This window comes from Pseudoduganella sp. SL102 (genome assembly GCF_027856995.1).
GTDB classification, from domain to species: Bacteria; Pseudomonadota; Gammaproteobacteria; order Burkholderiales; family Burkholderiaceae_D; genus Rugamonas; species Rugamonas albidiflava.
Genome location: NZ_CP115554.1, coordinates 4,450,595 through 4,467,826, shown reverse-complemented (window position 1 = coordinate 4,467,826; position 17,232 = coordinate 4,450,595). Strand labels below are relative to the sequence as shown.

Annotated in this window: 12 protein-coding genes; 11 read left to right on the top strand and 1 reads right to left on the bottom strand. The window is 69.1% G+C overall.

From position 1 onward, the window contains the following. Window positions 1-38 precede the first annotated feature (38 nt). The 8 genes from OU994_RS18955 to OU994_RS18920 all read left to right on the top strand — a co-directional run bounded on the left by OU994_RS18955 (window position 39) and on the right by OU994_RS18920 (window position 12,999). Window positions 39-179: a hypothetical protein gene (locus OU994_RS18955; RefSeq protein WP_165497637.1), complete on the top strand. Its 141-nt coding sequence runs from the start codon at window positions 39-41 to the stop codon at window positions 177-179. A 184-nt stretch (window positions 180-363) separates the two neighbouring features. After that, on the top strand, window positions 364-612 hold the full coding sequence (locus OU994_RS18950) for a DUF378 domain-containing protein (RefSeq protein WP_131145589.1): 249 nt from the start codon (window positions 364-366) through the stop codon (window positions 610-612). A 294-nt stretch (window positions 613-906) separates the two neighbouring features. Further along, the gene (locus tag OU994_RS18945) at window positions 907-1,428 is read left to right on the top strand and encodes a sigma-70 family RNA polymerase sigma factor (RefSeq protein ID WP_281607162.1); all 522 of its coding nucleotides are present in this window, start codon (window positions 907-909) and stop codon (window positions 1,426-1,428) included. Window positions 1,429-1,435: 7 nt separating this feature from the next. After that, window positions 1,436-2,365, top strand: a complete 930-nt coding sequence (locus OU994_RS18940) for a DUF4880 domain-containing protein (protein ID WP_281607161.1) — start codon at window positions 1,436-1,438, stop codon at window positions 2,363-2,365. Window positions 2,366-2,429: 64 nt separating this feature from the next. Further along, complete coding sequence (locus tag OU994_RS18935; RefSeq protein ID WP_281607160.1) at window positions 2,430-4,118, top strand: ABC transporter substrate-binding protein; 1,689 nt, start codon at window positions 2,430-2,432, stop codon at window positions 4,116-4,118. Window positions 4,119-4,405: 287 nt separating this feature from the next. Continuing rightward, window positions 4,406-6,985, top strand: coding sequence for a TonB-dependent receptor (locus OU994_RS18930; protein ID WP_281607159.1), 2,580 nt, complete (start codon window positions 4,406-4,408; stop codon window positions 6,983-6,985). Window positions 6,986-7,272: 287 nt separating this feature from the next. Next, window positions 7,273-10,674, top strand: a complete 3,402-nt coding sequence (locus OU994_RS18925; RefSeq protein WP_281607158.1) for a DUF6250 domain-containing protein — start codon at window positions 7,273-7,275, stop codon at window positions 10,672-10,674. A gap of 126 nt (window positions 10,675-10,800) precedes the next feature. Continuing rightward, window positions 10,801-12,999, top strand: a complete 2,199-nt coding sequence (locus OU994_RS18920) for an NADP-dependent malic enzyme (RefSeq protein WP_281607157.1) — start codon at window positions 10,801-10,803, stop codon at window positions 12,997-12,999. Between the two features lie 130 nt (window positions 13,000-13,129). Here OU994_RS18920 and OU994_RS18915 read toward each other — a convergent pair whose 3' ends face one another. Further along, complete coding sequence (locus OU994_RS18915; protein WP_281607156.1) at window positions 13,130-13,543, bottom strand: BLUF domain-containing protein; 414 nt, start codon at window positions 13,541-13,543, stop codon at window positions 13,130-13,132. A gap of 394 nt (window positions 13,544-13,937) precedes the next feature. Here OU994_RS18915 and OU994_RS18910 point away from each other — a divergent pair, with 394 nt between their 5' ends. The 3 genes from OU994_RS18910 (at window position 13,938) to OU994_RS18900 (ending at window position 17,226) form a co-directional block, all read left to right on the top strand. Further along, the gene (locus OU994_RS18910; RefSeq protein ID WP_281607155.1) at window positions 13,938-14,162 is read left to right on the top strand and encodes a hypothetical protein; all 225 of its coding nucleotides are present in this window, start codon (window positions 13,938-13,940) and stop codon (window positions 14,160-14,162) included. Window positions 14,163-14,352: 190 nt separating this feature from the next. Further along, window positions 14,353-15,120, top strand: coding sequence for a PEP-CTERM sorting domain-containing protein (locus OU994_RS18905; protein WP_281607154.1), 768 nt, complete (start codon window positions 14,353-14,355; stop codon window positions 15,118-15,120). A 249-nt stretch (window positions 15,121-15,369) separates the two neighbouring features. Then, window positions 15,370-17,226, top strand: a complete 1,857-nt coding sequence (locus OU994_RS18900) for a family 43 glycosylhydrolase (protein WP_281607153.1) — start codon at window positions 15,370-15,372, stop codon at window positions 17,224-17,226. The last annotated feature ends 6 nt before the right edge of the window (window positions 17,227-17,232 follow it).

The following is a 17,232-nucleotide window of genomic DNA, read 5'->3' as shown; positions in this document are numbered from 1 at the left end:
GCGCTGACGCAACGACGGCAGCGTGCGTGGAAGATGCATTGAAAATTGTCGAGGCGGACGGCATCCACCCGGCGCTGGAGTTCATGCAGCGCGCCGGCGTGCCCCGCGAGATCGCCTTGCGGGTGCTGTGCGCGCCGCAATTCCACCGGCATGGCGAACGCCGCCGCAACCCCCGCTGAGCCGGTGATCCGGCCTTGTTCGCTGCCGGCCTTGTTTCGCTGCCGGCCTTGTTTCCCCCTCGAATCTAGGCGTGATCCTACGCCGGACTGGATCGCGCTCCGACTGCGATAGCCGGACCGCCGGCCTACAATGGCCTCGGCTCGCGTGGTGCGGGTCCTCGCAACCTGTATCGAGGAGTAGCTGATGGCAACGATGAATACCGGCTCGGCCGACGTGGTCGCGCACAAGGCCATGAATGCCGTGGACTGGATCGCGATGGTGCTGCTGATCGTGGGCGGCTTGAACTGGGGGCTGGTCGGCCTGTTCCAGTTCGACCTGGTCGCCGCGATCTTCGGTGAACAGACCACCGCCTCGCGCATCGTGTATGCGCTGGTGGGCCTGTCCGCGCTGTACGGGATCTACCTGGCGGCGAAGAAGCTGCCGAATCACTGAACGTTCCCGATCGCACCGTCCAGTAGAGCGCCGGGGCCGCGACTTGTCGCCACCCCGGTTTTTGTTTGGGCGCCACTCCCGGCTTTTCCGCCTGAGCTGTTTCCCCTCCCGTCCGATTTCCCCGGCTCTGCCGTAACGGCGAATTCCAAGCAAGCATAGTTGGAATGGTTCCTTCTGTTCCGTTGTCGGTCCATCTATATTGGCGGCGCGGCCATGCACCGCGCCGGGGCCGGTCTCCGCCGCCCGGTGCCGCTGCCCGCCGCACCTTGCCGCGCAATTCCCGATGGACGAAACATGAACGCCGCACCCCGACACAGCAATCCCCTGGCGCTGCGCAACGAATGGCTCAGCAGTGAATTCAGGCGCAGCTACGGCTGGCTGACGGCCACCGTACACCGGCTGGTGGGTTCCCGCAACGATGCGGAAGACCTGGCCGCCTCCACCTTCACCGAGCTGGCCGCGCTCGACGAAGTGGGCCGTGTCAGGCAGCCGCGCGCGCTGCTGACGACGATCGCGCGCCGCCTCACCTATGAATTCTGGCGCCGCCGCGACCTGGAGCGGGCCTGGCTGGCCGAGCTGGCGCAGCGCCCGGAAGGCCATGGCGCATCGGCCGAGGAAGTCTGCATGACGGTCGAGGAAATCGTGCGCATCGATGCGGCGCTGGCCACGCTGTCGGCGAAGGCGCGCGAAGCGTTCATCCTCAGCCAGTTCGAGGAACTGGGCTATGCGGAGATCGCCGCGCGCCTCGGCGTTTCGACCAGCATGGTGCGCAAGTACGTGGCGCAGGCGCTGGCGGCCTGCTGGCCTGCGGCGTGAGCGCGGCATGAGTGTCGATCAACGCAGCGGGGCCGAGCGGGCAGCCATCGAGTGGGAAGCAAGGCTGCGCGACCCGGCGACGGACGAGCGCGCGCTGCGGGCGTTCCGCAAGTGGCATGACGGCGCGCCGGAGCATGCGGCGGCCTGGGCATCGCTGCAGCGGCGGCTCGGCCTGATGGGTGGGCGCAGTGGCAGCGGCGACGGTATCGCGGTGGCGCGCGCACTGCGCCATCCCGTGGAAGAGCGCCGCCGCGCGCTGCGCGCCGCGTTCGGTACGGCGGTGCTGGCCATTTCCGGGGCCGGCGGCTGGAAGCTGGCGCATGAACTGGGTTACGACGCCACGTGGCGCAGCGGCGTCGGCGAACACGGCGCGGCCACGCTGGCGGACGGCTCGGCGCTGCGCTTCGATGCCGCGTCGCGGATCGACCTCGGCACTGGCCACGGCCCGATGCGCTTGCACCTGCGCCAGGGGCAACTGCTCGTGCGGGCGCGGCGCGCACTTACCGTGACGGTGGCCGGCGCCGACATCGAGTGCGACGGCGCCGAGCTGTGCGCGGGTCGCCTGGGGCGGCGCGGCATCGTCGCCGTGCGCGGCGGCAGCGCCGTGCTGCGGCTGCCCGGCGCCAGGGCCGTCGAGCTGGCGTCCGGCGACACGTTGACGTTCGATGGCGCAGGGGCACGGTCGTCGCCGCTGTCGTTCAACGCCGCCGCCGGCTGGACGCGCGGCATGCTGGTGGCCGACCGCCTGCCGCTGCCCGACCTGGCCGAAGCGTTCGGCCGCTACCACCGCGGCATCCTGCGCGTGTCCGGCGTGGCGGCCGGCCACGTCATCAGCGGCGTGTTCCGCCTGGCCGACCTGGACGGCGCGCTGCGGCAGATCGCCGGCGCGCTGCCGGTGCGCGTGAACCGTTATGGACTCCTGGCGATCATCGAATGATGCGACCAGCCTCGCGCGCGTCTTCGCCGTCCCGTTGCACAACCATCCAACCAAAGGAACCTGCATGCGCCCTCGCACCACCCGTCTCCTGGCCGCCTTAATCCTGGCTTTCGGGGCAGCCGGCGCGGCCGTCGCGCAGGCCGGCCCGGCAGTCCCGACCTACCCGGCCAGCGACTATATCCAGCAAGCCCCCGGTCGCCCCGGCGGCGTGCTGGTGACCAGCGCATCGTACGAAGCCGGTTCCTTCGACATCCACAAGCTTCACGCGGGCAACCTGCTGTGGCAAAGCCGGCTGGTCTTCGACAGTCTGGTCTATCTGGACAGCGCGGGCGCCGCGACGCCCTGGCTGGCGAAGTCGTGGACGGTATCGCCCGATGGCCGCGTGGTCACCTTCCGGCTGCGCGAGGACGTCACGTTCAGCGACGGCACGCGTTTCGATGCGGAAGCGGTGCGGATCAACTTCGAGCGGATCAAGAAACTCGGCACGCAATCGCGCATCGCGGCCGCCTATCTGTCGCCGTACGTGGAAGGGGTCGCAGTCGATACGTACACCTTCGAGGCAAGGCTCGACGCGCCGTACCCGGCGTTCCTGTCGTTCCTTGCCCAGACGTGGCTGGGCTTCATCTCGCCACGCCAGATCAGCGGCGATCCGGCCAGCATCGGCGAACGCCCGGTGGGCACCGGGCCGTTCGTGGTAGCGGAGTACGCGCCGGGCAAGCGGGCCGTGCTGGCAAGGCGAGCCGACTACGCGTGGGCGCCCGACTATCTCCGCCATGCGGGGCCCGCCTACCTGGACGGCATCGTCATCGAAGCCGTACCCGACGACGCGGCCCGCACCGCCAGCCTGCAGCAGGGCCGGCACCAGCTGACCTTCGAGGCGCCGCTGACGGATGGGCGCCGCTTGCGGGCCGATCCGGGTCTCGTGTTTTCCAACAGGGTGCGGCCGGGGAGCCCGATGCGCAGCCTGGCATTCAACACCGCACGCTTCCCGTTCGACGATGTCCGCATCCGCCGCGCCGCGGCGATCGCCATCGACCGCGAGCGCGTGACGCGCGAGCTCAGCGCGGGAGAATTCATCGCGAAAGCCGATTACCTCGGCACCAACACGCCCGGGTATGTGGACACGTACCGGCACGTGCTGGCCTACGACCCGGCGGGTGCCGCGGCGTTGCTCGACCAGGCCGGCTGGACGGAACGGGACCGGGATGGCATCCGCAGCAAGGGTGGCCGGCGCCTGAGCGCGGAGCTGCTGACGACCGGGGACGAAAGAACGCCGCCTGCATCGGTGCTGGCCATCCAGTCCGGCCTGAAGGCGGTGGGCATCGAGCTGCGCCTGAAACCTGTCGCCGGGGCCGACCTGCCCGCCGCCGTGCGCGCGGGCGCCTACGATGCGCTGACCGGCGGCTGGTGGTCGGCGGCGACACCGGATGTCCTGTTCCTGCTGTATCACAGCAGCCAGACCGCCCGGCAGAACACCTTCGGGCAGGATACCGGCCGCATCGCCGATCCGGAACTGGACGACCTGCTGCTGCGCGCCCGCCGGTCCCCCGATGCGAACGAACGCGATGCGCTGTATCGCCAGGCGCAAAAGCTGCTGACGGAACTGGTGCCGGTCGTGCCGCTGCATGAAAGCCATCACCTGGTCGCCTACTCGCGGCAGCTGAAGGGCGTGCTGTTCGACACCACGCACAATACGCCGATCCTGACGGGGGCGTGGCTGGCGCCGGCGGAGGAGGTGGCAAAAGAGCGTTGATGGCGGGAGGCGATGCCGGCTATATCGCCGGCGCGAAAAACGCTGGCGTCGCCACCGCAATGCCGTTCAGTTAAAGGTCGCCGGCTCATCGAAAGCGCATGCATTCACCCCAACAGCGAAGGGCTGGGGTCAGACCCGCCGGGTCTGACCCCGGCATTTGCACTTGGGGTGGGGTCATCTGAACAGCATTAGCGTCGTCGCCCCCGCTAAATTATTTTCGGATTCCGCTGACGCTTTCCGCATCTCGCTGCACAAGGGGTGTACCAACGACATTCATGAGGTATCCCTTGCACAAGCATTCCCTGACCCTGGCTGTGCTGGCCACGCTGCCCGCCTTGTTCAATCCCGCCTGCGCCCATGCCCAGGCATACGCCGACCGCCAGGATTACCGCCTGCCGGCGGCGCCGCTCGAACAGACCTTGCTGGCCATCGCCGCCGACACCGGCGTGGCGCTGGCCTATGACCCACGCCTGCTGGGCAGCGCCCGTTCGGCCCCCGTGGTCGGCCGCTACAACGCCGCCGAAGCCATCGCCCGCGCGCTCGACGGCAGCGGCTTCGAGCTGGCCTCCGGCGGCGGCGGGGCCCTGACGATCCGCCGCCGCGCCGTCCAGAAGCCGGAAGCGCCGGCCGCGCCGCAGTTCCTGAAGGTGTCGGCGCCCGCCGCACCGGCCATCGTCGCCGCGGCGGCGGCACAGCCGGCCGCCATGGCCACCGTCACCGTCAGCGGCGCGCGCCAGGGCCGAGGCGACGCCACCGGCGAAGATCCGCAACGCACGCCCACCTCGTCCTACCGCATCGGCGGCGACGAACTCGACGAGCAGAATGTCACCACGATGGAGGAGTTGCAGCAACTGGTGCCGGGCCTGAATATCCAGAGCACCGACCCGTCCGACATGCAGATCACGATCCGCGGCGTCGGCGACGGCGGCGGGCAAGCCAGCGGCGACGCGAACATCGGCATGCCAAGCAGCGTGGCCGTCTACGTGGACGGCGTCTACCTGGCCCGGCCCGGCATGCTGTCGAGCCTTGGCGATATCGCCCAGGCCGAAGTGCTGAGCGGCGCCCAGGGCACCATGTTCGGCGCCAATGCCACGGGCGGCATCGTCAACATCACGACAAAATCGCCGACCTTCGTGCCCGAGGCGGAGATCACGCTATCGGCGGGGCAGCATGGCTACCAGCGCGTGCGCGGCGTCGTGTCCGGCCCGCTGTCGGAGAACTGGGCTGGCCGGCTCAATGCCGTGCGCAGCGCTGGCGACGGCGCGGTGACCAACCTGCGCACCGGCAACCGGCTCAATGGCGGCTCGTCGAACGGCCTGCGCGGCCAGCTGCTGTACCGCGGCGGCGAGCGGTTCACGCTGCGCCTGTCCACCGACTACAGCAACGGCAACAGCGAGCCGACCTCCGTGCTGGTGGCCACGCATGCGGTCAACGGCCGCGATGGCTACCTGGCCCACTCGGCCGCGGCGGGCCACAACGTGGTGTTCGGCCCGAACGTGGACCTGGACGATGAAAACCGCATCCACGTGGTGCAGGGCGGCGTCGCGGCGCTGGCCGAGTGGCAGTTCGGCGGCGGCTGGCAGCTGCGTTCCGTCACGTCGCTGCGCTACTTCCATTCGCAGCCGACGATGGCCGACGGCCTGTCGGTGCGGGTCTATGCGAACACCGGCACGGAGGTGCGCGACAAGACGTGGTCGCAGGAACTGCGGCTCGACTCGCCCGGCGGCCGCAGCCTGGTGTATGCACTGGGCCTGACCTACCTGGGCCAGCACGCCGAGACGCTGGCGCACACGCGCTACGCCGACACCTCCGTTCCGGCGCTCTGGCTGGACAGCGCGGCGTTCCGCAACCTCGACATCATCCGCCTCGGCCTGCTGCGCGACCGCATGCTGTCGCCGTTCGCGCAGGGCACGCTGCATGTGGGGGACTCGGTCGACATCACGGCCGGCGTGCGCGCCAACGTGCAAAAGAAGGGCGGCAGCTTCGTCCGCTATAACCGGGTGCCGTTCAATTCCGGCTACCTGGAAGAAAACCACACGCTGCCTTCGGGCACGCTGACCGCCACCTGGCGCACAGCGCCGGGCTGGAGCGCCTACGCGGCCGCGTCGTACGGCGAGAAGTCCGGCGGCCTGAACATATCCGCCGGCGCGGCGCGCCAGGCCGGCCTGGATTCGCTGTTCATCAAGCCGGAGAAGACGAGAAGCGGCGAAATCGGCGTGAAGGCCAGCCTGGCCGGCGACCGGCTGGCCCTGAAGGGCAACCTGTTCCTCACCGAGGTCGGCGACTTCCAGACCCAGGGCTACAACCCGGACGACGGGCAGGTGTACCTGCTCAATGCCGGCACCTTCATCTCGCGTGGCGCCGAGGCCAGCGCGCGCTGGGCACCCGACCGCCACTGGCGCGTCGACGCGGCGGCGGTGTGGAACGATACCTACTACACGCACTACGACAACGCGCGCTGCCCGCCGGAAGTCACGCTGGCGCCGAACCCGCCGCCGTCGTGCAACCTGACCGGCTCGCGCGTGTTCAACGCGCCCAAGCTGACCGCCAACGCCAGCGTGCGCTATGGCTGGACCGGCGATAGCGGCTTGCGCTCGTTCGTCTCGGCCCGTTACGCTTACCGGAGCTGGATGTTCGGCACCGTCGATACGTCGCAGTTCACCCGCGTGCCCGGCTATGGCCTGGCCTCGTTCGCCGCCGGCACCGAGGGCAAGCTGGGCGAGGGGGAATGGAGCGCGTCGGTCTGGCTGAACAATGCCTTCGACAAGACGTACTACAAGCGTCTCGTGAACGGCGAGTATGGTTCGGTGGCCGGCTGGCTGGGCGAACGCCGTACACTGGGCGTGTCGCTGGCGTACCGGTATTGATACGTTGCGAGCGCATGCATTTACCCCAACGGCGAAGGGCTGGGGTCAGGGAGGAGTACCGGCATGCATGCCGGTACCGCGACGCAGGCCAGGAGCAGCGCTCCTCGAAACCCCTGCTCTGCCCCGGCGGGGTGGAGCAGGGGTTTCACGAAGCATGCTTCGCGCCTGCGGAACGATGCTGGCATGCATGCCAGCATTCCTTCCTGACCCCGGCATTTGCACTTGGGGTGGGCTTTTCCAATGCGCGGATTCGACATTCAAGAACATTGCTGGAGAAAAGGAGACCGATGGACCGCCGTAACCTGCTGAAACTCACCGCGCTGCTGGCCGGAGCGCCGACCCTGGCGATGTCGCCGGCACGCGCCGCCGCCGATACGGCGATCGCGCCGGCTGAAACGACCGCGCTGGGCTGGCTGGATGGCGCGCCGCCCGCCAGCTTCACCGGCGCCACCTTCGGCGTGCCGTGGCCGCAGGGCCAGGTGCCGCGCGGCAGCGGCTTCACAATGCGCGCCGCCGGCGGCGCTGCGCCACCATTGCAATCATGGCCGCTGGCCTGGTGGCCGGATGGTTCCATCAAGTGGAGTGCCCATGCGATCGGCGCGGGTGAGCCGGCGGCCAGTTACGGCTTGCAGCCCGGGCCCGCGGTGCCGGCCGAAGCCGGCATGGCGCGCCGCGAAGGCGACGGCATCGTCGTCGATACCGGCAAGCTGCGTGCCCGGGTGCCGGGCAAGGGTGGCCAGGTGCTGGCCGAAGTGGCGCTGGCCGGCCACACGCTGCTGCGCGGGGGCGAACTGGTGCTGCTGACCGATGGCGTGGACAATGGCGAAGATGGCGAAGATGGCGAAGATGGCGCGCGGCGGCGCCGGCGCTGGCAGGGCGAGGTCGCGCAGGCGGAGATCGAGCAGGATGGCCCGGTGCGCACGGTACTGAAACTGACTGGCACGCACCGCGCCGGGGATGGCCCCGGCCTGCTGCCGTTCACGCTGCGGCTCGAATTCCACCGCGGCAGCGAGGCGATCCGCGTGCTGCACACCTTCGTCGTCGACGTCGATCCGGCGCGGCTGGCGGTACGCGGCATCGGCCTGCGCTTCGGCACCGTGCTGGACGGCGCGCCGCACGACCGCCACGTGCGCTTCACGTCGGCCGCCGGGGGCGTGTTCGCCGAAAGCGTGCGCGGCCTGACGGGCTTGCGACGCGACGTCGGCGACGACAACGCCGCCCTGCAGGTGGCCGGCCTGTCGCTGCCGCCGGTGGAACAGCTGCCCAAGGCGGTGCGCGATGGCCTGCGGTACGTGCCCGCGTTCGGCGACTACCGGCTGCTGCAACCGAACGCGGACGGTTTCACCATCGCCAAGCGCACCGCGAAGGGCCATGGCTGGATTCCGGCCGGCGGCGGCACGCGCGCCGGCGGCACCGCCTACCTGGGCGGCGTGAAGGGCGGCGTGGCGTTCGGCGTGCGCAATTTCTGGCAAAGCCATCCCGGCCAGATCGACATCGCCGGCGCGGCCGGCGGCGCCGCCGCTGTCACGCTGTGGCTGTGGGCGCCCGAGGCACCGGCCATGCAGCTGCGCTTCTTCCACGACGGCATGGGCCAGGACACGCATGCCAAACAGCGCGCGGCGCTGGACATCACGTACGAGGACTACGAGCCGGGCTTCGCTACCCCCTACGGCATCGCCCGCACCAGCGAACTGGAACTTCAGCTGCTGCCGGCCACGCCGACGGCCGCCGGGCTGGCGGCCATCGGCCAGCGCATCGCGCGGCCGCCCCGGCTGATGGCGGCGCCCGGGCGCCTGCATGCGGCCGGCGTGTTCAGCGAATACTGGGCACCAGCGGGGGCACCAGCGGGAGCGCCAGCAGGCCGGGGAGGCGCACGTGCGAAGGCGCTGGAGACTCGGCTGGCGCAGCTGTTCGATTACTACCGAGGCCAGGTCGAACAGCGCCGCTGGTACGGCTTCTGGGACTACGGCGACGTGATGCATACCTACGATGCGCGCCGCCACCAGTGGCGCTACGACGTGGGCGGCTTCGCCTGGGACAACTCGGAACTGTCCACCGACATCTGGCTGTGGCACTACTTCCTCCATTCGGGACGGGCCGACGCGTTCCGGCTGGCCGAGGCGATGACGCGCCACACGGGCGAAGTGGACGTCCACCATATCGGTCCTTTCAGTCCCCTGGGCACACGGCACGGCGTGCAGCATTGGGGCGACAGCGCCAAGCAGCTGCGCATTGCCACCGCGATCAACCGGCGCTTCATGTATTACCTGACGGCGGACGAGCGCATCGGCGACCTGCTGGTCGAACAGCAGGACGCGGTGCGCCGCCTGCGCGATATCGCGCCGGGCCGCAAGATCGGCCAGCAGCCGGCCGGCGGCGCCAACGAAGCGAGCGTGGGTTTCGGCACGGACTGGGGCGCCATCGCCGGCGCCTGGTTCACGGCCTGGGAGCGCACCGGCGACAAGGCCTGGCGCGACAAGCTGCTGGCCAGCATGCGCACCATCGCCGCGCAGCCGAAAGGCTTCTTCACCGGCAGTGCCGTGATGGACCTGGACACGGGCGCCTTCCGCATCGCCGCCTCGGACAAGATCGCCGTCTCGCACCTGTCCGCCGTGTTCGGGTTGACGGAAATCTGCGCCGAACTGCTGCGTACCCTGCCGGAGCCGGCGTTCCGCGCCGCCTGGCTGCAGTACTGCCGGCTGTACAACGCCACGCCCGAGGCGCAGAAGGCGGAGCTGGGGCAGGCGCTCGGCCCGCTGAACCTGTCGCAGGGCCATGCGCGGCTGCTGGGCTACGCGGCGGTGCAGGCGTCCGGCATGACGGAGCGGGAGGCGCTGATGCGGGAAGCCTGGCGCCTGTTCGACGCGGGCAAGGCGGGGCTGCGCGAGGCGGATTTCGCGGTGCGGCGGGTGAGCCGGCCCGCGGTGCTGGACGATATCGGCGAGGCGCCGCGCATCTCCACCAATGGCGCGGCGCAGTGGGGCCTGGGCGCGCTCGGCCTGCTGGCGCTCGATGCCCGGGCGGCGCCTGCGGGCACGCTGCTGGTGCGGGATGATTTCCGCACCTTCGATGCGCGGCGCTGGCGCGTGGAAGCGGAGCAGGGCGATCCGCGCGAGGTCGTCACCGTACGCGATGGCGCGCTGCTGCTCGACACCCGTGGCGGGCTCACCGTGTGGCTCACGCAGCCGCTCGATGGTCACTACGAGATTGCGTACACCTGCACGGTGCTGGACGAAGGCCGGCCGGGCGACCGGGTGTCGGACATGAACATGTTCTGGCAGGCCCGCATGGCGCGGCCGCTGTCCGGCAAGCTGGCCGCCTACGACAGGGTGCCGATGTTCTACGCCGGCATCGGCGGCAACCACAACGCCACCACGCGGTTCCGCCGCTACGACGGCAGCGGCGAGCGGCGATTGCTGCAGGAATATACCGACAGTCCTTACCTGCTGAAGGGGAATCACCCTTACCGGATTCGCATCGTCGTCGATGGCAGCGGTACCCGGCTGTATGTCGACGGCGTGCAGTATTTCGCGTCGCGCCAGCGGGTTGGCGCCGGCCTGTTCGGCTTCCGCACCACGCTGTCGCGGCAGCGCATCACCGATTTCGCCGTGTTTCGTTTGGCCGACCCCCTGTCCAAGCGAACGATCGTGCCAAAAGGGTCCCGCACGCGGGCCGCCACTTCAGGGTAATATTGACGGTTACGCACGTCGTGTCACTTTGATATCGGATCAGCCGATGACACGCGTAACCAGAATTATTCACCATTGCGCCCCGTCGCCGCAGGGCGGCGTCATGGGCGGCCTGAAGGAGAAAGCATGACCATCGAACGTAATGACGACAACCAGGACGTCCGCCGCGAGCAGCAACTGCGCGCGGACGCGCTGGAGTACCATCGCTTCCCCACCCGCGGCAAGATCGAAGTGGTGCCGACCAAGCCGCTGTCGAACCAGCGCGACCTGTCGCTGGCCTACTCGCCGGGCGTGGCCTACGCCTGCGAGGAAATCGCCGCCAACCCGGCTGCCGCCGCCGAATACACGTCGCGCGCCAACCTCGTGGCCGTGATCTCGAACGGTACCGCGGTGCTTGGCCTGGGCAATATCGGCCCGCTGGCCTCGAAGCCGGTCATGGAAGGCAAAGGGTGCCTGTTCAAGCAGTTCGCCGGTGTCGACGTGTTCGACATCGAGCTGGCCGAGAACGACCCCGACAAACTGGTGGAAGCCATCGCCATGCTGGAACCCACCGTGGGCGGCATCAACCTGGAAGACATCAAGGCGCCCGAATGCTTCTACATCGAGAAGAAGCTGCGCGAGCGGATGAACATCCCCGTCTTCCACGACGACCAGCACGGCACGGCGATCATTTCCAGCGCCGCGCTGCTGAACGCGCTGAAGGTCGCCAACAAGCGCATCGGCGACATCAAGCTGGTCGCCTCCGGCGCCGGCGCCGCGGCGATCGCCTGCCTGGACATGATGGTGGGCCTGGGCGTGCGCCGCGAAAACGTCTACGTGACCGACTCGCGCGGCGTGATCTGGCAGGGCCGCGAAGCCAATATGGAAGCGAACAAGGCGCGCTATGCGCAGGCTACCGATGCACGCACGCTGGCCGACATCGTGCGCGGCGCCGACGTGTTCCTGGGCTGCTCGACGGCCGGCGTGCTGACCGGCGAGATGGTCAAGACGATGGCCGAGCGCCCCGTCATCCTCGCGCTGGCCAATCCGGAACCGGAAATCCGCCCCGAGGTGGCGCTGGCCGCGCGGCCGGACTGCATCATCGCCACCGGCCGTTCGGATTACCCGAACCAGGTCAACAACGTGCTGTGCTTCCCGTACATCTTCCGCGGCGCGCTCGATTGCGGCGCCACCCGGATCACCGAGGAAATGAAGCAGGCGTGCGTGGTGGCGATCGCCGCGCTGGCCGAGGCCGAAGTGTCCGAAACGGTGGCCGCCGCCTATGCCGGCCAGACGCTGGCCTTCGGCCCCGACTACATCATCCCGAAACCGTTCGACCAGCGCCTGATCGCCGCGATCGCGCCGGCGGTGGCGAAGGCCGCCGCCGAATCGGGCGTGGCCACCGCGCCGATCGCCGACCTGGCCGCCTACCGCGCGCAGCTGGAACAGCAGGTGTACCACACCGGCCTGGTGATGAAGCCGCTGTTCACGGCCGCCAAGGCCGCGCAGAAGCGCGTGGTGTATGCCGAGGGTGACGAAGAGCGCGTGCTGCGCGCCGTGCAGACCGTGGTCGACGAAGGCCTGGCCAAGCCGGTGCTGGTGGGCGAGGGCGCCAAGGTGGAAGCGGCCATCGCCGCCGCCGGCCTGCGCCTGAAGCGCGGCACCGACTACACGCTGGCCGAACCGGGCGGCGCGGATGCGACCGACCACGCGCTGGCGCTGCTGAAGTCCGGCGAAGCCGATGCCGTGATCTGCGGCCTGCGCGGCAGCATCGACACCCACCTGGAGCAGGTGCGCAACACCATCGGCCTGGCGCCGGGCGCCGAAGTGATGGCGACGATGAATGCGCTGGTGCTGGAAAAGCACACGCTGTTCGTCACCGACACCCACGTCAACGACGATCCGACCGCGCAGGAACTGGCCGCGATCGCGCGCCTGGCCGCCGAGCAGGTGCGCCATTTCGGCCTGGAGCCGAAGGTCGCGCTGCTGTCGCACTCCACCGCCGGTTCTTCCGAGCGCCCGTCGGCCCGCAAGATGCGCGATGCCCGAGCGCTGCTGGCCCACGCGTCCCCGGACCTGCCGGTGATCGGCGAAGTGCAGGGCGACGTCGCGCTGGCCGGTGGCGTGATCCCTGGTTTCACGGGCGAAGCCAACGTGCTGGTGATGCCATCGCTGGATGCCGCCAACATCGCCTTCAACCTGCTGAAGGTCACGGGTGGCAAGGGCGTCACCGTCGGCCCCGTGCTGCTGGGCGCCGCAAAGCCGGTGCACGTGCTCGGCCCGGGCGCCACGGTGCGGCGCATCGTCAACATGACGGCGGTGGCGGTCGCCGGCGCCGTGCGTTGATCGGCATCTCCGGGTAAGTGAGGGTCGCCGGCATGCCGGCGGCCCTTTTCGCATGCGGGCTCAGCCCGGGGCCGGCAGACGGGAGCGTGTCGTCCGCTATGCGGACGTGCTTCCCGGCTTCGTCATGGCATCACGCCTTGAAGGTGTTCAGCAACGTCACCGCTGGCGACACGCCGTAGATCTTGCGGCCCGTCTTCGCCGCCTCGATGATGTCGACGAGTTCCTGGTACTTGTCGGCCTGCCGCTCCTCCAGGTTGGTCATGTTCATGGTCCAGCGCACGAAGGTGCGGAAGGCCGCCGGCTCGTTGTACAGGAGGCGCAAGTCGTGGTGGCGCGGATCCTTGCTGATCTTGTCATACAGCGTTGCCAGCGTCGGGGCGGGCCCTTCCAGCACCTGCATGAACCAGCCGCCGTTGTAGAACAGGCTTCCGGTGACATCGATGCGTGCGTTATTGGCCTTGGCCTGCGCCCAGAGAGCGGCCAGTGCTTCCTTTTCCGGTTTGCCGGTGGATTGACTCAGGTATACGAGTTGATGGAGTGACATGACGGGGCAGAGTGGTGGGTTGGAAAGCTGGTTTTCCTGGCCTAGTCTAACTGGCCTTCGTCTCGTTCGGGCGTTCGCTAACCTTCAGGGCGCCATCGCGCCCTGATACGGTAGTCTTGTTGTACAGGCCGGACCTGCGGAAACGTCCGCCATCCGGGCTCGTGGTTTGCCACGACCGCGGCTGCGTTCGCGCCGGGTGCGGGCCACGTTCTTCCATGCAAGTCGGATATCGATCGGAGAGCGGGCCATGCGCAATGTGCGTCTACTACGGGGTTGTATTACTGTATTCGTTGCTTCATTCGTGGCCACCGGTTCGTCCGGCGCGCCGGTCAAACCTGTCAAGCCAGAACCGCCGAAAACCAGGGAACAATGCGCCGCCAGGGGAGGCGAGTGGATGCTGTACCCGTTGGGGCCGTTCCATTTCTGCGCCGTGAAGACCAGCGACCGGGGCAAGGCCTGCGCCGACGACCGTGAATGCCAGGGCGACTGCGTTCCCGTGGAAGGGCCATCGGTACGGCCGGGCGCGAGGCCCGGCGTGTGCGCGCCGGCGCTGCCGATGCCGGGCGGTTGTCCGAGGCACCTGGTGGACGGGAAGCTCGTCGAGGACCCCTGCATCTGACGTTGTCACGACCGAGGACGGAAAGGGCACCAGCGTACCGGTGGCCCTTTTTTCGCTTGTTCGCGGAGCGCGGCGACATGCGGGAAGCTGGGCGGGCCGGATAGCCCGACTGGTCGTCGCTTGACTCGGATGTATCCTGCTTGTAAGATTGATTATCTTATTGCAATAAGACCAATTCACCAACTCACCTATGGATACCATGGATTTCCCGCGCTCGCTCATTACCGCCCTGGCCCTGTCGATCGGCATGACGACCGCTGCGTCAGCCGCCGGCCCCATCGAAACGCTCTACGACGGCAACGGCAGCCCGGCCGCGCAGGGATGGTCCGCGGGCGGCGGTGGCACGCAACTCCCGAGTGAGGGCATCACGCAGTTCATGACGGCCAACGACACGAATCGCACCAGCCAGTTCCAGTACTTCCAGCACGCTACCGGCGCCACCGACTACATTGCTTCGATCCGGCTGCTGGTCGTGTCGTCGAGCTACAACTCGATGGACGCGGCGCTGACATTCAACCCGTTCAACGTGCTGCTGACGCCCGCTTCCAGGGCGAATACCTTCATGATCGGCAACGATGTCGTCGTGTGGGGCGACCTGCAGGGCGCTTCGCACACGCTCGATACCAACATCTTCCATGACTATGCGTTCCGCTACAACGGCGGCAAGCTGGACCTGTATATCGATGCCTCGTTTGCCGACATCGCGTCCGGCACGGCCAGCGCGGTCCTCAGCAGGACGTTGACGGATCCGGTCTTCGGCACGCTGTCGGGGGGCATCACGTGGGGCGATGCGACGAACGACTTCGGCTACGACTCCAACTATCTGGTCGACAACGTCAAGTTCCAGGACCTGGGAGCGGTGTCCCCGGTTCCGGAGCCCTCGACGTACGCGATGATGGGCCTGGGCCTTGCAGGTCTCCTGCTCGGAACCCGTCGCCGCGGCGGTCGGGCTTCGTAAGCCGTCCCACGATCGGCCATTGCCGGTCGGCGGGAACATTCCGGAAGGCGCACACTGCGCCTTCTTTCGCCTCAAAATTTGCAACTAACCGAAAGCCGGAGCAAAGCAATCGACTTCGCCTGAATCGGCGGATCCACCGCCCGGGCCGACAGGGCGAACGGTTTCGCACCGCCGCGGCGTGCCGCCACCCGTGCACCGCACCACCGCCAGCCATGCTAACGTCCGCCTTTTCGCAAAAAGGAGCAGCCAGTGCGGTCATGCCTGTTTCTCCTGGCGGCGGTGCTCCAGGCCGCGGCCGCGGCGTACGCCCAGGGCCCGGCGCAAGCAGGCGCCACTTATCGCAATCCGCTGCCGGTCAGGCTGGCCGGCGGCGCGCTTGCGCAGAACTGCGCAGATCCGCCGGCGCTGCGCGATCCGCAGGCGGCGCAACCCACCTGGTACATGTACTGCACGACCGACCCGGTCAGCCGCACTAAAAGGGAAGGGGACGGTTACCGCTTCCGCCTGCTTCCCGTGTACCGCTCGACGGACCTGGTGCACTGGACCTGGGTGGCCGATTCGTTCACCGACCGGCCGGCGCCGGCCACGCCGCGCTCGTGGCTGTGGGCACCCGAGCCGCAATACTATGCCGGCCGCTACTGGCTGTACTACACGATCACCGATACGGACGACGCGCACAGCCCCGAGGCGGGCTGCGACAGCGACAGTTCGATCGGCGTCGCCAGCAGCGCGTCGCCCACCGGGCCATGGCAGGCCAGCGGCAAGCCGGTGGTCGGGCCGCGCCGCGCGGCGCCCGGCTGCAAGTTCGACTGGACCTTCGACCCCGACGTGGTGGTCGACGACACGGGCACGCGCTGGCTGTACTACGGCAGCTATGGCGGTGGCCTGTTCGTCCAGCGCCTGGCGGCGGACGGCCTGTCGGTGGAGGGCGGGGCGCGCCGTGTCGGCACGTCCGGCCGCTACGAAGGCGCCGAGGTGGTGCGCCACGATGGCTGGTATTACCTGTTCGCGTCGGCCACCGACTGCTGCGCCGGGCCGCTGACGGGGTACTCGCTGCATGTCGGCCGCGCCACCAGCCCGCTCGGCCCATTCCTCGACCGGCACGGCAACGACATGGCGGCACCCCGCGCCGGCGGCACGCCCGTCCTGGCGCAGAGCGGCAACCGCTGGATCGGCGCCGGCCACAACTCCGTGCTGCAGGATGGGGCCGGGCGGTGGTGGACGATCTACCATGCCGTCGATGCCGGCGATCCGCTGTTCGCGCCCGGCCTGACGCGGCGTCCCGCGCTGCTCGACCGGATCGACTGGGCGGGCGGCTGGCCGGTGGTCGCCGAGGGCAGGGGGCCGTCGGACCGGGACTTGCCGGCACCGGCCACCAGTGCGGGCGTGGCGCGCCCGGCCCCGGCGTTCGGCGGCACCGGTGCCGACCTGCGCCTGCTGTGGCGGGAGGATTTCACAGAGGCGCCGGCCGCGCCGTGGCGCTGGATACGCCAGCCCGGCAGCTGGCGCGCCACGCCCGAAGGCCTGGCCGGGCACACCCAGGCGGGCGACCTGTACGTGGACACCAACACGGCGCCGCTGCTGGCGCGGGCGCTTCCGCCAGGCGACCTGCGCATCGAGACGCGCGTCCGCCTCGATGCGCCGGACGAGTGCTGCACGCCCCACGTGCAGGCCGGCATCGTGGCGCTGAAGGATGACGACAACTACGTGAAGCTGTCGGTGCTGGCCAACGCCGGGCTGCACCAGGTGGAATTCGGCAAGGAGCAGAAACCGGTGCCGGCGCACCACCCCCGCTACGGCAATACGGTGGCCGGCACGCCTTCCGCGCAGGGGGCCTGGACTTGGCTGCGGCTGGATTTGCGGCGCGAAGGCACGGGCGCCAACGCGCTGGAACGGTGGACCGCCTGGTCCAGCCAGGATGGCCGCGACTGGGTCGGCGGCGGCACGTGGACGCACCGCCTCGGCCCGGGCGTGCGCATCGGCCTGGTGGCGATGGGCGCCGGCGGCCGGGCCGTGACCTTCGGGCCGCTGGCCGTCAGCGCGTTGTATCCGCCCCACTCAGCGGCCGGTGCAGCGGTGGCGCGCGCCACGGCAACTCAACCGTGACGCTGT

What these genes read in the sequence shown, in the direction of transcription:
- OU994_RS18920 (WP_281607157.1), top strand. Translation starts at nt 10,801, where the DNA reads ATGACCATCGAACGTAATGACGACAACCAGGACGTCCGCCGCGAGCAG.
- OU994_RS18905 (WP_281607154.1), top strand. Translation starts at nt 14,353, where the DNA reads ATGGATACCATGGATTTCCCGCGCTCGCTCATTACCGCCCTGGCCCTG.
- OU994_RS18940 (WP_281607161.1), top strand. Translation starts at nt 1,436, where the DNA reads ATGAGTGTCGATCAACGCAGCGGGGCCGAGCGGGCAGCCATCGAGTGG.
- OU994_RS18910 (WP_281607155.1), top strand. Translation starts at nt 13,938, where the DNA reads ATGCTGTACCCGTTGGGGCCGTTCCATTTCTGCGCCGTGAAGACCAGC.
- OU994_RS18915 (WP_281607156.1), bottom strand. Translation starts at nt 13,543, where the DNA reads ATGTCACTCCATCAACTCGTATACCTGAGTCAATCCACCGGCAAACCG.
- OU994_RS18950 (WP_131145589.1), top strand. Translation starts at nt 364, where the DNA reads ATGGCAACGATGAATACCGGCTCGGCCGACGTGGTCGCGCACAAGGCC.
- OU994_RS18935 (WP_281607160.1), top strand. Translation starts at nt 2,430, where the DNA reads ATGCGCCCTCGCACCACCCGTCTCCTGGCCGCCTTAATCCTGGCTTTC.
- OU994_RS18945 (WP_281607162.1), top strand. Translation starts at nt 907, where the DNA reads ATGAACGCCGCACCCCGACACAGCAATCCCCTGGCGCTGCGCAACGAA.
- OU994_RS18925 (WP_281607158.1), top strand. Translation starts at nt 7,273, where the DNA reads ATGGACCGCCGTAACCTGCTGAAACTCACCGCGCTGCTGGCCGGAGCG.